The 23,265-nt window shown below is 41.3% G+C and carries 18 protein-coding genes; 13 read left to right on the forward strand and 5 right to left on the reverse strand.

Annotated features, from left to right (window positions below; translation table 11 throughout):
* Positions 1-4 precede the first annotated feature (4 nt).
* The 6 genes from dinB to DTA23_RS10100 all read left to right on the forward strand — a co-directional run bounded on the left by dinB (position 5) and on the right by DTA23_RS10100 (position 7,412).
* On the forward strand, positions 5-1,186 hold the full coding sequence (dinB, locus tag DTA23_RS10070; protein ID WP_112374820.1) for a DNA polymerase IV: 1,182 nt from the start codon (positions 5-7) through the stop codon (positions 1,184-1,186).
* Positions 1,167-4,103, forward strand: coding sequence for a DNA polymerase III subunit alpha (locus tag DTA23_RS10075; protein ID WP_112374604.1), 2,937 nt, complete (start codon positions 1,167-1,169; stop codon positions 4,101-4,103). The genes dinB and DTA23_RS10075 overlap by 20 nt, the downstream gene beginning before the upstream one ends.
* A gap of 132 nt (positions 4,104-4,235) precedes the next feature.
* Positions 4,236-5,162, forward strand: coding sequence for an Rpn family recombination-promoting nuclease/putative transposase (locus tag DTA23_RS10080; RefSeq protein WP_070568761.1), 927 nt, complete (start codon positions 4,236-4,238; stop codon positions 5,160-5,162).
* Between the two features lie 460 nt (positions 5,163-5,622).
* The gene (locus DTA23_RS10090) at positions 5,623-6,096 is read left to right on the forward strand and encodes a hypothetical protein (RefSeq protein WP_146753057.1); all 474 of its coding nucleotides are present in this window, start codon (positions 5,623-5,625) and stop codon (positions 6,094-6,096) included.
* 111 nt (positions 6,097-6,207) lie between these two features.
* Positions 6,208-7,005: an SOS response-associated peptidase gene (locus DTA23_RS10095; protein ID WP_112374606.1), complete on the forward strand. Its 798-nt coding sequence runs from the start codon at positions 6,208-6,210 to the stop codon at positions 7,003-7,005.
* A gap of 11 nt (positions 7,006-7,016) precedes the next feature.
* Positions 7,017-7,412, forward strand: a complete 396-nt coding sequence (locus tag DTA23_RS10100) for a hypothetical protein (protein WP_112374607.1) — start codon at positions 7,017-7,019, stop codon at positions 7,410-7,412.
* 1,194 nt (positions 7,413-8,606) lie between these two features.
* Here the strand turns inward: DTA23_RS10100 and DTA23_RS10110 are convergent.
* The 5 genes from DTA23_RS10110 to DTA23_RS10130 all read right to left on the reverse strand — a co-directional run bounded on the left by DTA23_RS10110 (position 8,607) and on the right by DTA23_RS10130 (position 15,371).
* A complete protein-coding gene (locus DTA23_RS10110; protein ID WP_112374609.1) occupies positions 8,607-9,803 on the reverse strand; it encodes a RagB/SusD family nutrient uptake outer membrane protein in 1,197 nt (398 codons plus the stop codon).
* Positions 9,804-9,915: 112 nt separating this feature from the next.
* Complete coding sequence (locus tag DTA23_RS10115) at positions 9,916-13,242, reverse strand: SusC/RagA family TonB-linked outer membrane protein (protein WP_112374610.1); 3,327 nt, start codon at positions 13,240-13,242, stop codon at positions 9,916-9,918.
* Positions 13,243-13,649: 407 nt separating this feature from the next.
* Positions 13,650-14,216, reverse strand: coding sequence for a FecR family protein (locus DTA23_RS10120; protein WP_112374611.1), 567 nt, complete (start codon positions 14,214-14,216; stop codon positions 13,650-13,652).
* A gap of 116 nt (positions 14,217-14,332) precedes the next feature.
* Positions 14,333-14,698 carry a hypothetical protein gene (locus tag DTA23_RS10125; RefSeq protein ID WP_112374612.1) on the reverse strand — a complete coding sequence of 122 codons (366 nt, stop codon included), beginning with the start codon at positions 14,696-14,698 and terminating at the stop codon, positions 14,333-14,335.
* Between the two features lie 88 nt (positions 14,699-14,786).
* A complete protein-coding gene (locus tag DTA23_RS10130) occupies positions 14,787-15,371 on the reverse strand; it encodes an RNA polymerase sigma factor (protein WP_172462373.1) in 585 nt (194 codons plus the stop codon).
* Between the two features lie 670 nt (positions 15,372-16,041).
* On the opposite strand from DTA23_RS10130, the gene DTA23_RS10135 reads away from it, so the two are divergent.
* The 7 genes from DTA23_RS10135 to DTA23_RS10150 all read left to right on the forward strand — a co-directional run bounded on the left by DTA23_RS10135 (position 16,042) and on the right by DTA23_RS10150 (position 23,261).
* Positions 16,042-16,914 carry a helix-turn-helix domain-containing protein gene (locus DTA23_RS10135; protein ID WP_112374614.1) on the forward strand — a complete coding sequence of 291 codons (873 nt, stop codon included), beginning with the start codon at positions 16,042-16,044 and terminating at the stop codon, positions 16,912-16,914.
* Positions 16,915-17,185: 271 nt separating this feature from the next.
* On the forward strand, positions 17,186-17,863 hold the full coding sequence (locus DTA23_RS27590) for a TonB-dependent receptor plug domain-containing protein (protein ID WP_256603502.1): 678 nt from the start codon (positions 17,186-17,188) through the stop codon (positions 17,861-17,863).
* Between the two features lie 14 nt (positions 17,864-17,877).
* A complete protein-coding gene (locus tag DTA23_RS27595) occupies positions 17,878-20,292 on the forward strand; it encodes a SusC/RagA family TonB-linked outer membrane protein (protein ID WP_218565347.1) in 2,415 nt (804 codons plus the stop codon).
* A 16-nt stretch (positions 20,293-20,308) separates the two neighbouring features.
* A complete protein-coding gene (locus DTA23_RS27600; protein WP_218565348.1) occupies positions 20,309-20,542 on the forward strand; it encodes a hypothetical protein in 234 nt (77 codons plus the stop codon).
* 10 nt (positions 20,543-20,552) lie between these two features.
* The gene (locus tag DTA23_RS27605) at positions 20,553-21,197 is read left to right on the forward strand and encodes a RagB/SusD family nutrient uptake outer membrane protein (RefSeq protein ID WP_218565349.1); all 645 of its coding nucleotides are present in this window, start codon (positions 20,553-20,555) and stop codon (positions 21,195-21,197) included.
* On the forward strand, positions 21,118-22,083 hold the full coding sequence (locus DTA23_RS27610; protein WP_218565350.1) for a RagB/SusD family nutrient uptake outer membrane protein: 966 nt from the start codon (positions 21,118-21,120) through the stop codon (positions 22,081-22,083). Before DTA23_RS27605 ends, DTA23_RS27610 begins: the two co-directional genes overlap by 80 nt.
* 23 nt (positions 22,084-22,106) lie before the next feature.
* The gene (locus tag DTA23_RS10150; protein WP_112374615.1) at positions 22,107-23,261 is read left to right on the forward strand and encodes a glycan-binding surface protein; all 1,155 of its coding nucleotides are present in this window, start codon (positions 22,107-22,109) and stop codon (positions 23,259-23,261) included.
* Positions 23,262-23,265 lie beyond the last annotated feature (4 nt).

A 23,265-nucleotide genomic window follows, 5' to 3' on the forward strand; every position in this document is an offset into this window, starting at 1 on the left:
AAACATGGAGAGGAGTATAGTACATTGTGATCTCGATACATTTTTTGTATCTGTCGAGCGTTTGCAGAACAGCAAGCTCATCGGAGTACCTGTGCTCATAGGAGGAAGTAGTGACCGTGGGGTAGTTGCATCTTGTTCCTATGAGGCCCGCAAGTTTGGGGTGCATTCCGCTATGCCAATGCGGCTGGCGCTGCGCATGTGTCCAGAGGCGGTGGTCGTACGGGGCGATCACGATCGGTACAGTCATTATTCGGGTATAGTTACACAAATTATCGAGGAAGAAACGCCTATTGTCGAAAAAGCCAGTATAGACGAACATTACCTTGATGTCTCCGGTATGGACCGCTTTTTTGGTTGTTGGAAATGGACCCAGGAACTCCGCCAGCGTATTATCCGAGAGACTGGATTGCCCATTAGCTTTGGCCTGTCGGTCAACAAGACCGTCTCCAAGATTGCCACCGGTACGGCCAAACCCTGTGGTGAAAAGCAGGTGCAAAATGGTGCCGAAAAAGGTTTCCTCGCACCACTATCCATCCGTAAAATTCCCATGGTAGGCGAGAAGTCCTTTACCCTGCTCCGAAATATGGGGATCTCCAAAATCGGAACCTTACAGCAGATGGAAGTGTTCACCATGCAGAAGGTCCTCGGGGAAAACGGGATCAACATCTGGCGTAAAGCGAATGGCCTGGACGATTCGCTGGTGGTACCTTTTCGGGAGCAAAAGTCCATGTCCAAGGAGAACACCTTCCAGCAGGATACTATCGATATGGATGTCCTTCGCCGAACGCTGATCAGTATGGTCGATATGCTCGCTTTCGATCTGCGCAAAGAGCAGAAGCTGACGAGCTGCGTTACCCTCAAGATCCGTTACAGCAACTTCGATACCCATACCCAACAGTTGCAAATCGGTTATACCAATTCGGATCGAAAGCTTACCGATGTGGTACTTGCACTCTTAAAGAAACTCTATAGCCGCAGGATGCTGATACGGCTTATCGGGATCAAGTTCTCGGGCCTAATATACGGTTCCTATCAGACCGATCTCTTTGACGATAGCGCCGAGGAGGTCAACCTGATGCAGGCCATGGACAAGATCCGAAAACGCTATGGGGCCGAATTTCTGATGAAGGCCATCTGTGCACCGCTGCCAGAGAAAGGAGGGGAGCATGCTCTTAAATCTACATAGTTATTATAGCCTGCGTTTTGGCACGCTCAGCCTGCAGGATCTTATTTCGGGCATGCTGGCCGGCGGTTATGACACTGCCGTGCTTACCGATATCAACAACAGCTCGGGATCGCTGGACTTCATTAAACTGGGCCGCGCTGCCGGACTGAATTTACTGGCGGGAATGGAATTCCGCAACGGCGATCAGCTTTGTTTTGTCGCCATTGCCAAAAACGAACAGGGCTTTCGTGAGATCAATGAATACCGCACCAAGCTCAACATGGAAAATCGCCCTACACCGGAGCGATCGCCTGACTTCGAGCAGGTCTTTGTGATCTATCCCTTTAGCAAGCTCGATAGCTTTCCATTGCGGGATTTTGAATACATTGGCATCCGGCCCAGCGAGCGTACCCGCGCCCAACTGATGGACCGCAAGGTGCTCGATCGCTGTGTGATACTCGCACCAGTCAGTTTCCGAAAGGCCGATTATACCTTACATCGGCAGTTGAGGGCGATTGATAACAACTTGCTGATCTCGCAGCTCGGCGATGAGCAGATAGCTGCTGAGGACGAGGTATTTATTCCTCGTGTGAAGCTGATGCGCTTATTTGCCGACTTGCCCCAATTGCTGGCCAACACCAACCGTATACTGGGCCAGTGTTCTTTCAGCTTTGATTTTACCAGTGTCAAGAATAAAGCAACCTTTACCGGTAACCGCTACAACGATAAGCAGCTCCTGCACAAGTACTGCATGGATGGCTTTACCAGGCGCTATGGCCGCAATGATCGGGTCGCAACCGAACGCATTCAGCGCGAGCTTGAGATTATCGAAAACCTGCGTTTCTCCAGTTATTTCCTGATTACGGACGATATCTGCCGCTACGCGCGTGGCCGCAATTTTCACTACGTAGGCCGCGGGTCGGGGGCCAATTCTGCTGTTGCTTACTGCTTAGGGATCACCGATGTTGACCCCATAGCACTCAAACTTCCCTTTGAGCGTTTTCTCAATCCCAAGCGCAAGAGTCCTCCTGATTTTGATGTGGACTTTAGCTGGAATGAGCGCGACGAGATGTACGATTATATCTTTAACCGTTATCAGACAGGACATACGGCATTGATGGGGGCCATGAGCACCTTTCGCTCCCGCAGCATCTTGCGCGAGCTGGGTAAGGTGTATGGACTGCCCAAGGCCGAGATCGACCGTCTCGTGCATGAACCCGAGCATATGCTCAACAAGAATGAAGTAACCAACACCATATTAAGCGTGTACAACCGCATGGCCGATTTCCCCAATCAACGCACCATACACGCCAGTGGCGTGCTGATCTCAGAGGAACCATTAACCTGTTATTCGGCGATGGACAATCCGCCCAAGGGATTGCCTACCATGCAGTTTGATATGTACGTGGCCGAAGATATCGGTTTTGAAAAGTTCGATATCCTTTCGCAACGTGGCATCGGCCATATCAAAGATTGCCGTACCATTGTGCGGGAAAACTTGGGCGTGGTCATTGATACCGATAACCCCAAGCGTTTTTTTCAGGATGTCCATATTGCCGCCCAGCTCAAATCGGCCAATACCATCGGCTGCTTCTATATCGAGAGTCCGGCTATGCGGCAGCTGCTCACCAAGTTACGTTGCGATGATTACCTGACTTTAGTGGCTGCGTCATCCATCATTCGGCCCGGCGTGGCCAGTTCGGGCATGATGGGCGAGTACATCCGTCGGCATCACGACCCCACGACGGTCGTCTATCCACACCCCGTATTTAAGGAGCAGCTCGAAGAGACCTACGGCGTGATGGTTTATCAGGAAGATGTGATGAAGATCGCCAATGCCTATGGCGGGCTCGATATGGCCGATGCCGATGTGCTCCGGCGGATGATGTCGGGCAAATACCGGAGCAAAGACCACCTGATCGAAATCGAGGATAAATTCTTTTCCAACTGTAAGGCCAAAGGCTATGACGAGAAGACTAGCCGCGAGATCTGGCGGCAGATGGAGAGTTTTGCCGGTTATTCCTTTAACAAGGCGCATTCAGCATCCTTTGCCGTAGAGAGTTATCAGAGTCTTTTCCTCAAGACCTACTATCCTTTGGAGTTTATGGTTGCGGTGCTCAACAATTATGGTGGGTTTTACAATCGTAAGGTCTATGTCAATGAAGCACGAATTTCAGGGGGCAATATCTGCCTGCCGTGTGTCAATCAGTCGGTCTTTAATACCTCCATTCAGGGTAAGGATATTTACCTGGGTTTTGACTGCCTGCTCAATTTGGAAGGTAAACTGGCCCATCGCATTATTGAGGAGCGCGAAGCCAATGGCAAGTACACGAGCCTGGAAAATTTTGTTAAGCGCACACAGACGGGTATTGAGCAGGTTGTTATCCTAATTCGTGTAGGTGCCTTGCGCTTTACGGGGACGGGGAAAAAGCAATTGCTGTGGGCAGCTCACCTGATGATGAGCAAGCATAAGCCTGTCGCAGCAGGTATGGCGCTCTTTGAGACCGAAAGTCGCAAGCCTATTCTTCCCCCTTTGGAAGAAGATATCCTGGAGGATTATTATGACGAGATGGAGCTGATTGGCTTTTGCGTAACGGGTACGCTATTTGATCTTACCAAAAGCGATTACCGGGGCGATATGCCCGCTCGGGAACTCCATCTGCATGAAGGAAAGATAGTCCGTGTGGTGGGGGATTTTGTCTGTGAGAAATTTGTGAAGACCAAGCGTGGCGACCTGATGAAATTTGGTACTTTCCTCGATGCCGAGGGACGATTTTTTGATACCGTCCATTTCCCACAGACCTTAGCCAAATATCCGCTCCGTGGGGCCGGAATCTATTTGGTTGAAGGCAAAATTGTTCTGGAATATGGTTGCCCTTCTATTGAGGTGATCCGCTGTGCCAAGATGCCACTAAAACCCGATCCGAGGAGTGAATAGGACGGAAATGATCTTCATTGGGGAAGTTGTTTTAATTCATATACATACTAATGTTTTTACGCTAAAAATATTAGTATTAAAATGCTTTTTTACTTATATTTGCATTGTTAACCAATTTAAAAACAATGTATTATGAGTGAGTTGAAACAGTCGAAATATATCGATATTACAACAGATTATGGATTTAAAAAAGTTTTCGGATCAGATACCAATAAAGATCTTCTGATCGCTTTCTTAAACGAACTGTTTAGAGGACGCAAGATTATTGCCGACCTGTATTATAACAAAAATGAGCATGTCGGGGATACAGAGGATATCGGTACCGTTATTTTTGATCTGACCTGCACGGCAGACAATGGCGAACGTTTTATTATTGAAGTGCAGCGCACGGCGCAGGATAATTTGAAAAAGCGCATGCTTTATTACAGCAGTAAATTGATAGCGGATCAGGCACCCAAAGGCAACCGAAGGGCTTGGAATTATGCAATTAGTGAAGTTTATATCATTGTACTGATGGATGGATTTGCAATGCCTGATGCGGGGGATGAGAAGTATTTTCTGCACGATATTTGTTTATGTTATCGAGATCATGGTAAAATATTTTATGACGATCTAGGCTTTATATATGTGGAATTGGTTAACTTTGTTAAAGCTGAGGCAGAGTTAGTTAATGATTTAGATCGTTGGCTTTATGTACTCAAAAATATGTCTTCGCTAAATGGACTTTCCACTTATTTGCGTAAGCCTATTTTTGAGAAGTTATTTCAGTTAGCAGAGTATAGCAAACTAAAACCGGAGGAACGAGAGATGTACAACGTAAGTTTAAGGAATAAATGGGATGCCGAGAGTATCCGAAGTAGTCAGGAGGAGCAATTGAAGCGAGCGCGCGAAAAAGCAATGGCTGAGGGAGAAGTTATCGGAAAAGCTGAAGGAAAGGCGGAAGTAATAAAAAATCTTTTGTCTTCGAATAAGTTTTCGATATCGGAGATAGCCGAATTAGCGGACGTCACTATAGAGTTTGTAAAGCAGATCGAGGCAGAGAAGGCTAAAGGAAAATAAAACAGATTACAATATAAGATTTTAAGGTCACTTGGATACTGTCTAAGTGGCCTTTTTCTTTTTTATAGGTTAAGTTGGTCTTAGACAATACCATTTTGAATAAGCTCTCATTTAAATAAAATAATTGTGAAGCAGGGAATACGAACTCAACCTTTTTATAAAAGATCAAATGAAAGCAAATCAACCATTGTTATATCCATACTTTCATAAATTAGTTAATAACAGGTAGTAAAAACCTTGAGATCCCCCTCCTCAAGGTTTTTTTTATTTTTTCAAACGAATATTATATTTCTGTTGTCCTTTATACGAAAAATGAGAAGATTGCTTTTGCTGGCTTGATTTGCACTTGTTAGGCCAGCATTTTTTTGAAACCGACTATCCCATTATTGGGATCATAACTATATATATCAGGGCTGGTTTATTCCGGCCATTTTTGTGGTATAAATCCTATCTTAGTCCTATGCTGTACAATCCCTTTGAACAAGTCACCAAAAGTTCATTTCGCGAGCTCGTCGAGTCGGGCTATGTCGACTTTGTGCTGCAGCGCTTTGAGTGGCCCGATGTTAAGGAAAAGACAGGTTTTCTGCTCACGCCTTATGATGACAAGGAAGCTGCCGATCAGCATGCCCATCAACTGGGGGCAAAGGAGGGAAGAGCTTTGCAGTTGCCGCAGGATGCCGATAAGATTGAAAGTCTACTGGAAACAGGGTCAGGCTATCGTATTTTTCTTAATCGCATCAAGGAGGAGAATTGGGATAAGCGTATGCTTAAGCTCTATGAGAAAAATATTGTCAATTACCTGCGTACCAAGACCAAGTTTCAGCGCAAAAATCCGATCGATATCCTATTCTCCTTAGCATATGGTCGGGTAGTGGCTACCATTAGCGATGGGCAGACCCAAAAGAAAGTATTTGCTATAGAGATCCTTCGGTAATCAAATCCGGGCCGAACTAAAAAACAGCTATTTTCTTGTCCTAGGGCAATCCGTATTTACAGCACAAATTGCGTATATTCGTATCAAAGCCAAACAAAAAAGGATACCATTATGTGCTGGGATATTAGCCTCCATACCGATATTGAGATTATCAAAAAGACCTTTCCGCAATTGCGGGACGAGCGCCGTCAATTGGATTACAATTATGACTATCTGGAAAACGTGCAGGCCATTACCTTTCCCAAATATCCGATCCTGTATAAGGACAAGGACTCAAGCCAGCTGGCCTTGACCGAGATGGAGTGGGGGGTATTGCCTACCTATATTAACGATCCCAAACTGCAGGCCGATCGCAGGCGCAATATGATTAATGTGCGTAGCGAACGTATCCTGGAAGATAAAAAGTCCTATTGGTACCGTTTGCGCAAGCAACGTTGCCTTATCCCTGTGAGTGGTACCTTTGAGCATAGAGCTGTAAAGGGCTGGAAAAAGAAAGTCCCTTATTTCATCGGTGAAGCGGGAAGAGAGCTATTCTATTTACCAGGTCTGTACCAGTGGCATGAGACGGTGGATGAGGATGGCGTGGTTGAACGTGTAGGATCTTTTGGTATGCTTACGCGTGCAGCCAATAAAGTGATGGCCAATATCCATAATGACGGTCCCAATAAACATCGTATGCCTTTGTTTTTGCCTGAGGATCTCGAGCGTCAGTGGATCGAGGATATTAACGAAGAGAATATGCCACCGATTTTTCGATTTGAGATGCCCAATGAAAAGTTGAAACATTATCCAGTGTATACCTTGAGAGGATATCCAAACCGCCCCGATGGTAAGCATCGTTATGAGCAATTTGATTGGGAAGGATTGCCGCCATTGGGGAGTGATACGGCGCAGACTTCATTATTTTAAATCAGTATAGAATGGGAAGTTTAACAAAATATGTATCAAACGATCGCCCTGAGTTCGCCGTACTTATCGAAGATGACGATAAGGTCTGTTATGCATACTTATTGAATGAGGAAAAAGAGGAAAGAATAGTTGGAGACATATGGTTATACAATAGTGTTCCTACTCCGATGGAACCTGAATGGCATAAAAAGGAAAATCTACCGTTTTTAAATCCTTCGGAGTTTGTCAAAGAGAATCTTGAACCATTTGAGGCGAGTTCGCCTGTCGAAGTAACCTGGGATTTTGGTGAAGAAACAGTGGCCAATATATTTCTAGCGTCCAGATTGATCGCGAAACTAACCGTGGGATCTTGTCCCGGTTGGTCTAGTCTGGTCACTAAGGATGGGCCTTTGGCGCGGAAGATGTAGAGCTTTTAAACTATGATTGTCAGTAAAGATTCCTACGTGTTTTTATTTCTTCGATCCTTTTATAATAAAGTCTTCTTTGTTTTTGTTTACGAAATGGGTCAACAGACAAATAAATAAACAACAATATAATAATTCCAGAAAAAAAAGCAGCGACATACATTAACCAAGTAAAAAACTTTTTCATTTTTTTCGGGACTGTCCCACTAAATGTTTAAATAAAAACTGCAGATTCCAGTTATGTTCCTTATAACTGGAATCTTTTTTCAAATAAAGTTAAGAATTGATTTAGGACCTAGCGTGTCAATTCTTTTACTTATTTTTAGCGTATGAATGATAATCAAGCATCAGGCTTGTTTCTAGCCATTTTTAGCATTATAGTTGGACTTATTATGAAAAGGTTCGGACAACCTTCATATTGGTATACCCGACCAATTGCTCTAGGAATATTCGTTATCATGCTTGTTCTTTTTGATGTTTTTATTAATAGATCATGAGTTTTATCTGTCCTTCTTTATCTGGTATTTTTTTCTTCTTTTTTCAATCAACTCTTTCGCGATAAACAACTTTGATAAGATCCATAGTTATTGAGATATTATTATCGTTAACTCGCCATCATCAAATCCCACCGTTATTGCTATCGCTTGGGCAAAAACTGAAGTTTTGAAATCTTCGGATTTTACATACGATTGGACTAACGATGCAGCATATTTTAAAAATATCCTGCCAGTCTTTATCTTTTAAAAACTCATTACCGAATGAAAAATATTTCTGTTTAGGCTCAAAGTCGATATTGGTAGCCAATCGTCATCATTTTTATCGAAAACTTTGGAGCTGATAAAATCACTTGTTGACAATGCATATATACTGTATAGATAGCTACCTTTTATAATTGGAAAGTAGTTATTTGAAATCTTATATTTTTCTGGGACCAAATCGTCAACAAGGACTGGCTTAGATGACTGAGCAAAAGCGGAAATGCTCAAGAATAAAAATAGGAATAGTGTTATATTTTTCATGTGATAAAAATCTTGTTTAATTTTTTTATGTTCATTTAATTGACTTGCATGTTGGGATTGAATTTTCTCACCCGAGTTGGTATCTGAAAAGTGTAACGATTACTTTGTGGCGTTAATGTCTCCTGAAGTTCAGAATTTTTCCCTGTTAATACGTTTGACGTCTTTCATCAGGCCATCTCTATCCAGTCTTTTCATATCCATCCAGCGTGTGGCTCCAAAAGCTAATTCCCGTCTCCTTTCTGCCAATACCAATTTTTAAAGCATCATCTTTATTCAGTGAAGTAGCGGGCTGATAAGCAGAAGCCTTTATTCTAACTTTCCGGATTATATTTAGATATTCCATAGCAGCAGCGGTACGGTTAGAACGAGCCGCCAGTTCAGCAAGGGTCAAATAAACTTCCGGAAAAGTTATTCCAAAATTTGCTTCCCCATATGCTCCCCCTCGATTGATTCCTTTGTTGTTACTGATCGTCAAAATGCTGTATCTTAGATCATTTTCATCAAAATATGTTTTTAACTCATCAGAATACAACATAAATACCGGGACATTTCTATCTTCACTTCCACGCTGCCATAAAATTTCAGGATCAAGATCGGCAATAGGTAGGTCATCACTTGACTTAATTGTATTATAATCCGTTAGTTTATGGGCTACGGCCATAGTTTCCAGGGCATATTTTTCGGCATTAGTATAGTCGGCAATATATAGATAGACTCTTGAAAGAAATCCTTTTGCGGCACCTTTTGTTGCTCTGTAGCGATTTACATTATTTAATGGCAAACAGTCAATTGCACGCAGGGTGTTATTGACAATACTGTCTATATTATCCTGGATTAATGCTCTTGGGGGGACTTTATCAGTTACATTTGTCGTTGTTACCCATGGTAGTCCTAGGTCCGTATTTTTAGTATTTATATTATAGCTCTTTGCATACACTGTTAGGAGTGTAAAATAGGCATCTGCACGAGCTAATAAAGCCTCTCCCAGCACTTCTTTTTTCTTTTGATCATTGCTGCCGGTAGCAGACATTACATTGTTGATGATCACGTTTGCATCGTAGATGATCCTGTACAATTGCCCCCAGATAACCGGGCTCACCTGGTCATTAATATCTTTTTCCTCCCGCCAGAAATATAGGTTGGCGTTGACACTTTTATCTTTCGCGCTATAAGTGCCATAATAATCATCTGTACAATAAAGTAGGGCAGAAGGAAAAGACTGGGTCATTGTGAAGGAATTTAACATGCTTTCAAAGTCAGTCAATTTTTCCGGCAGGACTACACCTTTGGGCTTTACTTCCAGAAAGTCTCCACAGGATAGAATACCTAGTAGTGTTAATAAAATCAAAAATTTCAATAGTATTTTTTTCATCATTTTATAATGTATTATTCCATCAGGAAGATGGGTTTGGCTGTTTTATGGAACTTATTAGCCAATTTAAAGTCATATTTTTCGATATTTATCTTTTTTGTTTTCCGAACAAAAGCTAGAATGTAGTGGAAAATGTCAAACTATAAAATGAAGTTTGTGGCAGAGTCCTTATTCCTGTCCGTCTATCAATTGATTCGGGGTCTATATCATTTCCACTAAATGTATATTTGAATGGATTCTGAACCTGAAACCTAAATTGAGTATTGGATAGACCGACCTTTTGCAGGAAGTCATTTTTCAAATTGTAGGTTAAGATGATATCTCTCAGCCGAATGTAGTCTGCTTTACGTACATATCTGTCTCCGTATGTATACCCATACCGCGCGGAATACATAAAGTCCTCAGGAGTTCCATACTCAGGGAGTCCCGGTATTGTAGTTACAAGCTCGTCTCCTGGCTTTTTCCAGTAGTTTGAAGAGCCTTTTATTGCATTTCCGCTCTGTAGTTCATCAGGATTGGGCTGTTGGACTCTCATAACATGGCCACCGTAATACATAAAAAGAAAAGACAAATCGAAAGAACCTACAGAAAACTGATTATTGAGACCGATCACATACTTGGGATTTGTTGTGCCACTGTAGACCAGATCATCAAAATCGACATCAATGACGGCATCGTCGTATGTATTTAAAACTAACACATTACCGTTTCTATCGTAAACTCCAGGGTGTCCTAAATTATTCAGTCCAGCGTATCTATAACTGAATAGTGCATTCATTGGATAATCTTTCTGTAGGTCTGTGCCTGATATGATATCTAGGGATGATGTTTTATCTTTTGCCTGTACTTCAATAACCCTATTTTTATTGAAGGATGCAGTTGCACTTGTTCGCCATTTGAAGATGCTTTTATCAATATTTACGCTAGTCAGTAATATTTCAAGACCTTTATTCTCAATAGAAGCCGTATTAGCACTATATTGGTTAAATCCTAATGTTGGATCTGCGGACATCGTACCAAATACATCTTTTGTTCTTTTATAATAAAGGTCTACAGAACCTGATATTCTATTTTTTAATAATCCATAATCTAACCCCAGATTGTAGTTAGTTGTTGTTTCCCAGCGGATGGATTGGTTTTCAGGTGATAGTACATCATAAAAGACCTCTGAAGTGTTAAACCTATTATTAAGTCCGGATGTTAGGATCAGGAAAGGTCCGTTAAAGCTACTTGGAACATTGCCGTTAAAGCCGGAGGCGGCCCGAATCTGTAATGAATTGATCCAGGAAACAGATTTAATAAATTCCTCTTCGCCCATACGCCAATTCATTCCTAATGACCAAAGCGGTTTGTTTTTATACTTATCGTCTACTCCGAACAGATTAGACTGGTCTATACGGATACTTCCAGTAGCGATATATTTATGCTTGAACATATAAGTTCCTTGTCCATAAAATGAACGGAACCTTCTGTCGCTATATTTTTCTCCAAAATAGTCATTGCTATTAAAACTTGATCCGTAGTCTCCGACTTCTTTGAAGGCTGGTTTTATCCTTGAATTAAGCACCTGAAGATTGACAGGTTTATTGATAAGAGACTGGTCATCGTAACCAAAGAATGTTGTTTTAAATGATTCAGCTTTTACTTGCCTTTGTTCAATACCAATGATTCCCGAAATACTATGTTTTTTATCTTTTGTTTCGTAATTGAGATTTGCCTGAGCACGTAGGGTGTAAGCTGTATTTTTAAGTGTTTCTTTTGTCAGAAAATTTCCCTGAGGCAGGTCAGTGAATAAAGGGGTTCCATTTGCTGGATCTTTTTTTGCCTTAGTATTTACCAGATACCTTACTCTATAAGAATCCTCTGTTTTAAGCAGGTCGTTCACACCCTGTTCATTTTCAATAGCGCCGCCAAGATCGATATTTAGCCACTCAGTAATTTTGGCATTAAGGCGGCCTTGTGCCCTGAAAGAATTGAGTGATGTCTTTTGAGTCGTAGCGGACAATTCTCCGAATGGGTAATAAAGCTGGTCATACAAACCTAGGGATTGGGCTCTCTCGTTATAATCTTTATTTATTACATAAAATTTTTCTCTGAATTCACCAAAAGTAGCCGGGAGTGCATTACCATTTTCGTCGACAATCCTCTCAAAGGGGAGGAGGTCACTATAATCTGGTGTAGTACCATTTTTTATTCTGTTATTTGAATAAATTCCTTTAAAATCAAATGAAATATTCTTGTTGAACTTGTAAGTGTTGGCAACATTTAAAATGGTTTTTTTATTATCTGTACCTACTTTCTGAGCTCTTTCTCCGATATGGTTGACACCAATTAGATATGTGCTTTTTTCCGTACCTCCGCTGATATCAAAATTGATGTTATTGACAAGTCTACGTCTATAAAATAACCGTTTATACTCCGCAAGATTGTTGTAAGAAGCTATAGCGCCAATTTTCTCTTCTGCAAGCTTGTTATCTATAAGGCCATCTTTAAGATCGAATAGTATACTTGTAACTTGGTCAATTGGGTTATAATCTGAGTAAAAATATCTATCGTCACCGCCTGTACTGACCATATCACGCTGTAAGTCTATGAATTCCTTTGTATCGAGATAGCGCATATAATCGAAATCGGGCTTTGAATCAAAAGCAAAAGTGTTTCTAAAAGTGAACGTTGGTTTACCGGATTTTCCCCTTCTGGTTTCTATAACAATAACACCGTTTGATGCCTGGACACCGTAAATTGAAGCGGCGGCTGCATCCCTTAACACGCTCACTGATATGATATCAGTTGGGTTTATGGAGTTTATGTCGATTTCAGTAGGAAAACCATCCAACACGATAAGTGGTTTTTTTACTGCGTCAAAAGTACTGACACCACGAATGGAAAGTTCTCCAGAAATACTATTGTAGACTAGTCCTGGGACTTTTCCTTCTAGATTTTCTAGAAAGTTACCGGTTACGGCTACCCGCTGTTGGTAGTCCTTTTCGCTTAATGTGGAGGCAGCACCCGTAAGCTGTTCTTTCTTGATCTTCTGGTAACCAGTCGAAATTACATTCACTTCGGCCAACTGATTATCCAATTTGGCCATCTTAATCTCCATAAATTCATCACCGGGCCTGACAATACAGTCCTTATAGCCGATATATGAAATTATAAGTTCTGTTACTTTATTCGATGCGGATATAGAGAAATGACCATTCTCGTCTGTAAAAAATACTCTTGGCTGGCCCTTTACTTTAATGCTGGCTCCAGATAGAGGCGATCTATCTTCGGTGATAACCCTTCCAACAATATTTCGCTGCTTATTTTCTAATTGTTTAATAACAACTATTCTGTTTTTGATATCGTAAGTGAGGGACTTTCCATTTAGCGAATAATCTAGGATTTTCTCAATAGAGGCATTCTGCATTTGAATATTTACAGGATCTTTATCCGACAATAAGCTTTCCTTGTAAAAAAGTCGTAGCCACTCTGTTTGCGAATTTCCTGAAATAATTGTGGCAGTGTAATGTTCTGGCGCTGAATTGAAATCTGCGCAAAGGTTTTGGAATATGCCTGGAGCCCCCCCATGGCGACAAGGCAAACAAGTGATAAATTTACTCGCATAAAGAATCTCCGTCTTTCAACGGGAATAAATTTAAAAATCATATATTTGATTAATTTGGGTTAGTGATTTGAATTGAGTTCGAGCTTCTATTTAACTACTTGATCCAAAGTTTTTTGATCTGGGATGTTAGCGCATTCCAGATTTCTTTTCTCAAGTAGTTTATCAATTTGTTTACATTATAATAGATATCCTCCTTCCTGTTAATTTAAATTTGATCTGTCCTGTTGATTCCAGCATTGTCAGTATAGCTGACAGATTGTTTTGATTTGGATATCATACCGCTGAAGGTGATATCTTCCTTTCTTGCTTATGAAATCCACATCTACTTGGTACCATCGGGAGACCTTTCGCATAATACTCTCAATATTTTCATTCTTGAAAATAAAGTCTCCTTCTTTCCAGGCCACATCGACCTGAGTGTCTACTTTTTTGACTGCTATTGTATTTCCACTGATCAGGATCTGCTCTCCAGGTTTTAATACAACAGATCGATGTGAGATATTGTCGCTTACTGAGACGCTGCCTTCAATAAGCGTCGTACGGGCTATACGCTCATCAGCGTATGAGCTGATATTAAAATGGGTTCCCAGTACTTTTACATTCTGTTCTTTAGTCCTAACAATGAAAGGTTTATTTCTATTTTTCGCAACTTCAAAATAGGCTTCTCCAACTAGTTCGACCGAGCGGTTATCCTTAGCAAATCTTTCAGGAAATTTTAGCATAGACTGCGCGTTCAACCAAATATTGGTGCCATCTTCAAGGATGATTTTATATTGGCCTCCCTTTGGAGTTACAATGCTGTTCATCTTTTCAGAGAAAGATTTAAGTGGTCTATCTTGAACATTGAAAGTTATCTGCCCAACAGTATCGCAGTCGACTTTTATTCCACTCAGTTGTGTGATAGTACCTATTTTTGACGAGCCTAGATCAAATTGTTTTCCATCTGCGAGTATGAGGATAGCTTTATTCCCTCCGGCAGCAATTTCTTTATTATCAATCTTCTGGTTTGGTGCTTCTGAGGCAGATCACGTGAATAGTAAAGTATGCCAGTGAATGTTGCAAATGCAAGAATAGCGGCAGCATAGCGGTAGAACACCCTAGATTTTCTTTGGTAAAAGAGACGGCTGTCCAATTTGGCTTTTACTTTATACAATTCAGACGATGCTGTGATATGCTCATTTTTATTCAGCATATGGAGGTACCAGTCTTCAACTAATTTTTTTTCCTCTATGGTACATTTACCTTTATTATATCTTTCAAGAAGCTTTTCAGCTTTATTGTTGTCCATATATTTCTTTATAGTCTAAACTCTATAATATAAAGACAGGCGGAAAGAGTGAAAGTATACGTTGATTTTAAAAAAAAAACAAAAAATTTTAGAAAAGGAATGTTATTAGTGTGTTTAGCTTCTTTTTTAACTGTGAAACTGCTCTGTGAAGAACCGTTTTTACCGTATTCTCAGTTATATTCAGCTCTTTTGCTATTTTTTTGTAAGACAATCCTTCATTTCTACTCTTTAAGAAGATCTCACGCATTTTTGGGGGTAAATTTTCGATTTCAGATTCGAATTTTTTTAATAGCTCTTTAAAATATAGTTCCTCCTCTGTTGACGAACGGTAAATATCCACAAATTCATTTAAAGAATCTATATACATACTTCGTGTCTTGCTTTTTTCAATAGCATTTAAGGAAGAGTTTCTCACAGAGGTAAATAAATAAGCTTTTAATGAAGATTGCACGACGAGACTTCCAGCCTTATTCCATAAATTCTCAAAAACATTCTGGATGGAATCCAATGCTTCATCTTCATGTTGTAATATACGAAAGGCATGCACATATAAAACGGACCAATATCGTTCATAGATTTCTGTATAAGCATTATGATCGTACTGATTGAGTAGGTCAATAAGTTCTATATCACTCAGTTTGTTGTACACGGTTGTAGATATTAGGTGCGGCAATATACGAAAGTTTTAAATATTGAAGGGCTTTGTTCGTAAACATTTTGTTTGAAAGGTTTTCGAAAGTATGCATGAAGCTCATTGCTAGTGTGTTTTGTTCCGTTTCAAACTGAATTTAGATTGTACTGGATCATCGATTAAATTATTCGCTTGTGTTTTGTTCTCTTGTTGATCATTTATAAAATGGAACTTGAACCATCTAATTACCGACCTTTTAAAACAAATTTATTATGTTTTTAGCTAGCATCTATTTTTGTGAATTATCCATATTGAAATCTACCCTCAATTTGGTTAGAAATATCCACGATTCAACTACAACTGACCGCTCGTAGATGTGGAACTTTGTCTTGTTACATTTAAACTAATTTTAACATGCAGACAAATGAAATAAAAGTAGCTATAATAGCCAATAATTTTGGCTAACGGAAGAGTTCTATACGCAGAGAATCCAAATTATGAAACTCTTGCTGAAGCGATGAATTTCTATGTTGGTTTTGTTCGAATGCATCTAAGCAAAGATGAAGGGCAGCTTCGAAGTTGATTTACCATGAATAAATTAGTTGGTACCTCTTGAATATAACGCCATAATTTTATTTATTTTTAAATTCAAAAAAATAAACGACATTTGGACATTTATTATTTAAGTCCAATTCGCCTTTCAATTCCGTCTATGATATTAAGAGAAGTCACACCGCTATCCGATAAAGATTGTTTCATGGTATTTGCCAGAAAGAAGTCACGTTTTGATTTTCCAATTCATGTACATTCAGAATTTGAACTCAACTTCATTGAAAATGCTGCTGGCGCACAACGCATCGTAGGGGACAGTATAGAGGAAATCGATGAACTTGAATTAACACTGATCGCAAATGCGAATCTGGAGCACGGGTGGTTTGATCACAAATGTCAGTCTACCAATATTTCGGAGATCACCATACAGTTCCAGCCAGATTTATTTGGTGAAACACTGCTCAATAAAAATCAATTTCGTTCGATTAAACAATTGTTCGAAAAAGCGGTGTACGGCGTGACGTTCAGTATGCAAACAATTTTGGTTGTACAGGAAGCCATAAAAAAGCTCTCCCATGAAAAAGACGGTTTCTATTCTGTCGTTGGTTTGTATGATATCCTATTTAAGTTGTCGCAGGATGAAAATATGAGGGAACTCTGCAGCCGTTCTTTCCATAGTAGTACCGGAAAACACGATAGTCGTCGTGTCGAAAAAGTATTGCGTTACCTTTCTAAAAATTATCAGAAAGAAGTGTCTCTCGGTGAAGCGGCAGATCTGATTGGGATGACGGATGTGTCTTTAAGTCGATTTCTTAAACAACGTACGGGCAGAACTTTTGTCGATACCCTAAATGATATTCGCTTGGGACACGCCAGCCGCATGCTTGTCGATACAACACACAGTATTGCCGAAATCGCATTATTGTCGGGGTTTAACAATCTGTCCAATTTTAATCGGATCTTTATGAAGAAAAAGGGAGCAACTCCAACGGACTTCCGGAATAAATACCGAAATTCAAAATTCTATTTGTGAACAGCAGGCCATACATGCTGTTAAAAAAATATAGGCCATACCTCACTTTAAAAAGTCATGAAAGCCATTGGTTGAAATAGCATAAGAAGAAGATAAAAAAGTATTATCCTTGAATATGCATTCTCCTTAGTTTTGGAATAAGTTAAAGCAATTTAAATAACCAATTTTAAGGGAACTCAAAAATGATCAAGAAAATCTTTTATGCCTGTATGGTTGCTGGCCTTACTCCGATGCTTACTTTTGCCCAGAAACTGCAGCTATCGGACAGGTAATTAATCAACAAATCAATTTACCAATAGCCGGTGCGACAGTGCGCAGTGGCGCAGGAAAAACTGCGCTGACAGACGAGAAGGGAAATTACCAACTTGAGGTCAGTGTAGGGGATAATCTCTATGTATCGTTTCTAGGTATGGAGACTCGTACTTTAAAAGTCACCACTCGGGAGTCAATCAAAGTTTTTCTAAATCCGAAATCGGATGTCTTGGACGAGGTCGTCGTCGTAGGTTACGGCAAAGTGAAAAAAAGAGATCTATCCGGAGCCGTAAGCCAAGTGAAGGCTGCTGATATTTTGGCGGGAAATCCCGCTCCCAGTATCAACCAGGCGCTACAGGGACGTATGGCAGGCGTTACAGTCAACCAGAATGATGGCGCTCCTGGCGCAGGTGTTTCTATTACCATACGGGGAACGAACTCCTTCTCAACAAATTCACAGCCCCTCTATATTGTTGATGGAATTCCCTTTGACATGGCTTCTACACCAGCGAGCAGTGCCAATGAAAATATTAACCAAACCGCTAATGCGCTTGCATCGATCAATCCCAATGATATTGAATCGATCGAAGTGTTAAAAGACGCTTCCGCTACAGCTATCTATGGCTCAAGGGGCGCAAATGGGGTGGTATTGATTACAACAAAGCGAGGTGAAAATGGAAACGAAAGGTTGAGCTAAATGCTAATTTTGGAATGGCCACACTTGGACGGAAAGTCAAAATGCTCGGACCTTTCGATTATGCATCTTATATTAACGAACAGGCTGTAAATAGTAAAAATTATGAAGGAGTGGATTATCAGCTATTACCTTATCCGGGCACCTGGTCCTATCCGACAATAAACGGCCAGCCGGTAACGACATCGGGAAAATATCAGCCCTCACCGGAAGATTTTTTAAATCAGGGGCTGCGTACCGATCAGTATGGTAATCAGACATTGGTGCAAGGGGCTGACTGGCAGGATGAAATTTATCAAAATGGATTTTCCCAAGAATATAATCTTAGTGTATCAGGTGGCAGTGAAAAAGGTTGGCACATGTTTTCAGGAAATTTTCTGAATCAGGGTGGAACTATAAAAAACTCAGATTACCAACGCGTTGCCCTACGTACTAATATCGGTCGAAAAGTGAGGTCTTGGCTTGAACTGGGTGCCAATATCAACTATACAAATGGACTCACGAATTTTGCGAAATCAAATGCATACGATTACGGGATTATTCGTTCGGCATTGATATTTCCTGTGACTTATGGCCCTGACATGAGTACCATAGAGTCGGATCAGCTGAACTGGTTGGCTTCCAACCCGGGCGTTTATGTCAATACAGCGAAGGATCAGCTGCGGGCTAACAATGTTTTCAGTTCGTCGTACGCAAGTGTCAAGCTATTACCATTCTTAACCTTCCGCCAGAACTTGGGATTTTCGTACTCCAATAATAACCGAAATACGTATTATAACCGCAATACGCAGGAGGGAAGAACGCCAAAAAATGGAAGTGCCGGACAGAGTGACAATTGGTACCAGAGTCTAACGAGTGAATCCTTGCTAACTTTTGATAAAACTTTTCAGCAAGTTCATAGCCTAAATGCGGTAGCAGGTTTTACCTATGAGCAGGCAAATTACTCGGCCAAATCCATGACAGCTACCAATTTTCCGAATGATATTACAGGCGAGTTTGATATGGCTGCGGGCTTAAATCCAGGCCCGTTGGTGAGTAGCCGTGGGCGGACGCAGCTGGCTTCCGTGTTAGCTAGGGCAAATTATTCATACAAAGGTAAGTACATCGCTACAGCATCTTTTCGCCGTGACGGTTCGAGTCGATTGACCGAAGGACAGAAATTTGCCAATTTTCTCTCCGGAGCACTGGCCTGGAGAATCTCTGAGGAGCAATTCGTGAAAAATCTTGGTGTTTTAAATGATCTAAAATTGCGTGCAAGTTATGGGCGTACGGGTAATCAGGGCGTCAATGCGTATCAGACAAGAGCTTATCTGGCCGTAGCCAACTATCCTTTGGGCGGAGCGCTTAGCAGTGGTTTTGCGGAGGTAGACTGGCGTGGTGCATTAAATAAAACTCTCAAATGGGAGACCACAGACCAGTATAACCTCGGATTGGACATGGCTTTTCTAAATAACCGTATCCAATTTACCATCGATGCATATTATAAAAAGACCAACGACCTGTTGCAGAATGTAAATATTGCTTCAAGCAACGGAATGAGAACACAGTGGGTCAATTCGGGATATGTCACCAATAAGGGGCTTGAGTTAACAGGTAAATTCGTTGCTGTTGACCGCGATGCCTTTAAATGGAATATCGATGCTAATATCTCATTCAATCGGAATGCAATCGGTGGCCTTGCAGCAGATCGCTTTGCCGAACGGTTATGGTACAATGCCGATAATATCTTTATCCAGCGAAATGGCATGCCGATAGGTTCTATGTTCGGTTATATCGAAGATGGCTTTTACGATAATGAAGCCGAAGTTCGTGCAGATCAGACCTATGCTAACGCCAGCAATGCCGTTGTGCGGTCCAAACTGGGCGAAATTAAATACCGCGACTTGAATGGTGATGGTCAAATTACAGCTAGTGACCGTACAATAATCGGAAATACAAATCCAGATTTCGTTTTTGGTCTGACCAATAATTTTAAATATAAGGATTTTACGCTCGGTTTCTTCTGGCAGGGATCTATCGGTAACGATATTTTCAATGGCAACCTGATCGATATGAAAATGGCCAATTTGGGTAATATCACACAGGATATTTATAACACGCGCTGGACGGAAGAAAACAATGAAAACGCTTTATGGCCTAAAGCGGTCTCCACGTACAACCGTACCATGTTAACTTCGGATCGTTATGTTGAGAATGGCTCTTATGTTCGGCTAAAGAACGTCAATCTGGGTTATACATTTAAGATACCTTTTAAAGGGCTTAATTCGCTTTATCTCTATGCAAGTGCGACCAATCTTTTGACTATCACGGACTATAGCTGGTTCGACCCGGATGTAAATGCATTTGGTGGTGACGCTTCGCGAAAAGGGGTGGATATTTATTCTTACCCAAGCAGCAGAACTTTCTCACTGGGAATTAAAGCCGATTTTTAACCTAATTATGATGATCATGACTACTAAAAATTACAAACAATATATAAAATATGCCTTATTGGCATCGATCAGTCTTGCGGGATTAAGTTCATGTGAGAAAATGCTCGAAGAAAAAAAGTTTGATTTTATAGATCCGCAAGATATCCCGGATTCGGATGAAGGGGTCAACCAATGGGTTGTAGGAACTTATAGCAAACTGCTTGACGATATGTTTCGCTGGAACCTTTTTTCCACCAGCACTGGAATTTGACTGTGATTACATGACTGGACCGGATTGGTCATTTGGAACTTTGGGTGCAGGAAATTTTCAGAACAATGAATATACTTCTGCTATGTGGGAAAAGCCTTATGCCATTATTCATCGGGCAAACTTAGCGCTAGAAAATATCGAACCCATGACCAAAGCTTCGGAAGCAGCCAAAAACAACGGGATCGGTGAGCTCTATTTTCTAAAGGCTTATTCTTACTTTCTTTTGGTACGTGCCTTTGGCGAAGTGCCCATCCGTAATGCTTCCGTCAACTCCGGTGCCGATCTCAATCAGCCACGCCAGCCGATCAGTAAGGTGTATGAGCATATCATCGAATTGCTTACCAAGGCCGAAGGATTGCTCTATAAAAACACGGATAGCAAATTTCAGGAAGGGCGAGCTTCAGCAGGAGCGGCCGCGTCCTTATTGGCAAAAGTTTATGTCACCATGGCTTCAGGATCTTTGGCATCAGGCAACGTTACAGTAAGAGGAGGGCAGCCTTACAGCATGAATGGCAGTGAAAAGGTGTACACCAATCCTGTATCTTTTGTGGTTTCTAAAAAGGTAGTTGCCGGTTATGAAGGAATTAATGCAAAAGAGTATTTTGGTAAAGCACGTGACAAGGCGCTGCAGGTCATTAATGGGGAGTTTTGGTAATTATAGTTTGCTGAGCTATGATAACCTCTGGTCGCGTGCCAATAGAAATAAAACCGAACATATATGGACTTTACAGTCTATGTCTGCTGATGAAAAGTATGGGGTCACTTTTTCACAAGGTTATAATGGAACCTTCAATGATCAAGGCAACATACAGACCGGGCTATGGTGGGGCATGCGCGATCACTGGTATAAATTGTTTGAAAGTAAAGATTTGCGCGTGGTAAAAGGGGTGATTCACCGCTGGATCAGACAAGGAGATGATTCCAGCTGGGGTGGCGGATCGTATTACCCGAATAACGAAGAGTATACGAACAAAGCAAAGGGCTATACCGATGATAAGGGTAATTGGGTACCGCCGGTAGCACCGTTTAATGACGGCGCACAATACCGAAGTGAAAAATCACCGGCCTTTTTGGCTTATCTCACAAAATATAGTGATGTGAGCAACAATAAGCTGGAACGTACAGATGCACCATGGTATTTCCTTCGATTTGCGGATGTGTTACTCATCTATGCAGAGGCTGCCAATGAGGCAGACAACAGTACCGCAGCACGTACATTGGCCTTGGCAAAGCTCAATCAGGTACGCGAAAGAAGCAATGCGACGCCCCGTAGACTCATTGGAGATGGAAATATCGATAATCAAAGCGGATTCCGCTCTGCAGTGCTAGAGGAGAGGGCAATGGAATTTGCACTGGAAGGCGACCGCCGCTGGGATTTGATCCGTTGGGGGATTTACCTTGATGTCATGAATAAAATTGGTGGAACCGATGAGGTGGGGGTTGTGAAAATACGCACTGAAAAGCATTTGCTTTACCCAATCCCCAATTCTGAAGTGGGCGTCAATACCACAATCACTTCAAATAATCCCGGTTGGAACTAACGTAAACCTAAATTTGAATAACCATGAAATTATTAAATCAATCCATATTATTTACCATATTGTCAGGTTACCTTTCCCTAGGAATGATCTCCTGCCAGAAGGATATTGTTAACTATAACGACGGCTATGACGATCAGTTGAGCTCAGATGGCCCACCTGTTATCGAAAAAGTCTCAACAGCAGCAGATCTCAATGCGACAATTACCAGTGCAGCGCTTACAGATATGATCGTCTTACAGGGTAATAATCTTGCTGAGCTTAAGTCCATAAAATTAAACGATGTGGAGGTAGACCTAGCGACGGTCTATGCTGTCAGATCCCGTATTACGTTACCTATACCGCGTATCGTTCCGACTGAGGTAAATAATAAGGTCACTGTTGAGACGGCAAAAGGAATTACGGAATTTCCTTTTGAAGTAAAAATTCCCAATCTGGTGATTGAAGGGCTATACAATGAGTTTATTGCTGCTGGAGATACGGCCATTCTCGTAGGTAAATATTTGGATCTCTATAAATTGGATGTATTGGAGGGAAAATTCTTACTTAATAACACTGAAATCAAACCTCTTCGCAGTGTCGCAGACTCTGTCTATTTTATTTTTCCTTCCAGTACGGCCGATGGTGCAACGCTATCGTTTTCAAGCCCACTGATTGAGGTGCCGAGACAAGTAAAATTTAGAGAGAAAGGAATTTCCATGCTGGATATCAAATCTTTGTCCGCCTACGTTACCGATGGAAAAGCAAGCGGTGACCCGGCAATTTTGCCCGGCTTTGATCGCTTTTTGCGGATCCGTCAATCTTTCGGTGCTTGGTCCTGGAACGGTATTTTCTGGTCAGGTTTTGATTTGAATGAAGCTGCGGTATTGGCCAATCCCAAAGATTACTATGTCAAATTTGAGATCAACACCAAAAGTACGGCTTCGATTAGCCAGGGGAATTTTATATTGGGCGGCGACAGACAGGAGACACGTTACAATCCTGCCGAGAATGGTGCCCTGAATACGTATGGCCAATGGAAGACGATGCGCGTTGATTTGACAGAGTTTTATAAAGATGCCTCCCAGGGTAATGGGACCTATCTGAAAACGGGTTGGAATACCTTTGTTTTCTCTTACCAACCTACGGTCGATGTCAATGACGACTTCAGCGTGTGCAATTTCAGGATCGTTAAAAAATAGGAGC

Source organism: Sphingobacterium multivorum, from assembly GCF_900457465.1.
Taxonomy (GTDB): Bacteria; Bacteroidota; Bacteroidia; order Sphingobacteriales; family Sphingobacteriaceae; genus Sphingobacterium; species Sphingobacterium multivorum.

Coding starts and splice junctions, on each gene's coding strand:
- dinB (WP_112374820.1), top strand. CDS start 5: ATGGAGAGGAGTATAGTACATTGTGATCTCGATACATTTTTTGTATCT.
- DTA23_RS10075 (WP_112374604.1), top strand. CDS start 1,167: ATGCTCTTAAATCTACATAGTTATTATAGCCTGCGTTTTGGCACGCTC.
- DTA23_RS10080 (WP_070568761.1), top strand. CDS start 4,236: ATGAGTGAGTTGAAACAGTCGAAATATATCGATATTACAACAGATTAT.
- DTA23_RS10090 (WP_146753057.1), top strand. CDS start 5,623: ATGCTGTACAATCCCTTTGAACAAGTCACCAAAAGTTCATTTCGCGAG.
- DTA23_RS10095 (WP_112374606.1), top strand. CDS start 6,208: ATGTGCTGGGATATTAGCCTCCATACCGATATTGAGATTATCAAAAAG.
- DTA23_RS10100 (WP_112374607.1), top strand. CDS start 7,017: ATGGGAAGTTTAACAAAATATGTATCAAACGATCGCCCTGAGTTCGCC.
- DTA23_RS10110 (WP_112374609.1), bottom strand. CDS start 9,803: ATGATGAAAAAAATACTATTGAAATTTTTGATTTTATTAACACTACTA.
- DTA23_RS10120 (WP_112374611.1), bottom strand. CDS start 14,216: ATGAACAGCATTGTAACTCCAAAGGGAGGCCAATATAAAATCATCCTT.
- DTA23_RS10125 (WP_112374612.1), bottom strand. CDS start 14,698: ATGGACAACAATAAAGCTGAAAAGCTTCTTGAAAGATATAATAAAGGT.
- DTA23_RS10135 (WP_112374614.1), top strand. CDS start 16,042: ATGATATTAAGAGAAGTCACACCGCTATCCGATAAAGATTGTTTCATG.
- DTA23_RS27595 (WP_218565347.1), top strand. CDS start 17,878: ATGGCCACACTTGGACGGAAAGTCAAAATGCTCGGACCTTTCGATTAT.
- DTA23_RS27600 (WP_218565348.1), top strand. CDS start 20,309: ATGACTACTAAAAATTACAAACAATATATAAAATATGCCTTATTGGCA.
- DTA23_RS27605 (WP_218565349.1), top strand. CDS start 20,553: ATGACTGGACCGGATTGGTCATTTGGAACTTTGGGTGCAGGAAATTTT.
- DTA23_RS27610 (WP_218565350.1), top strand. CDS start 21,118: ATGAAGGAATTAATGCAAAAGAGTATTTTGGTAAAGCACGTGACAAGG.
- DTA23_RS10150 (WP_112374615.1), top strand. CDS start 22,107: ATGAAATTATTAAATCAATCCATATTATTTACCATATTGTCAGGTTAC.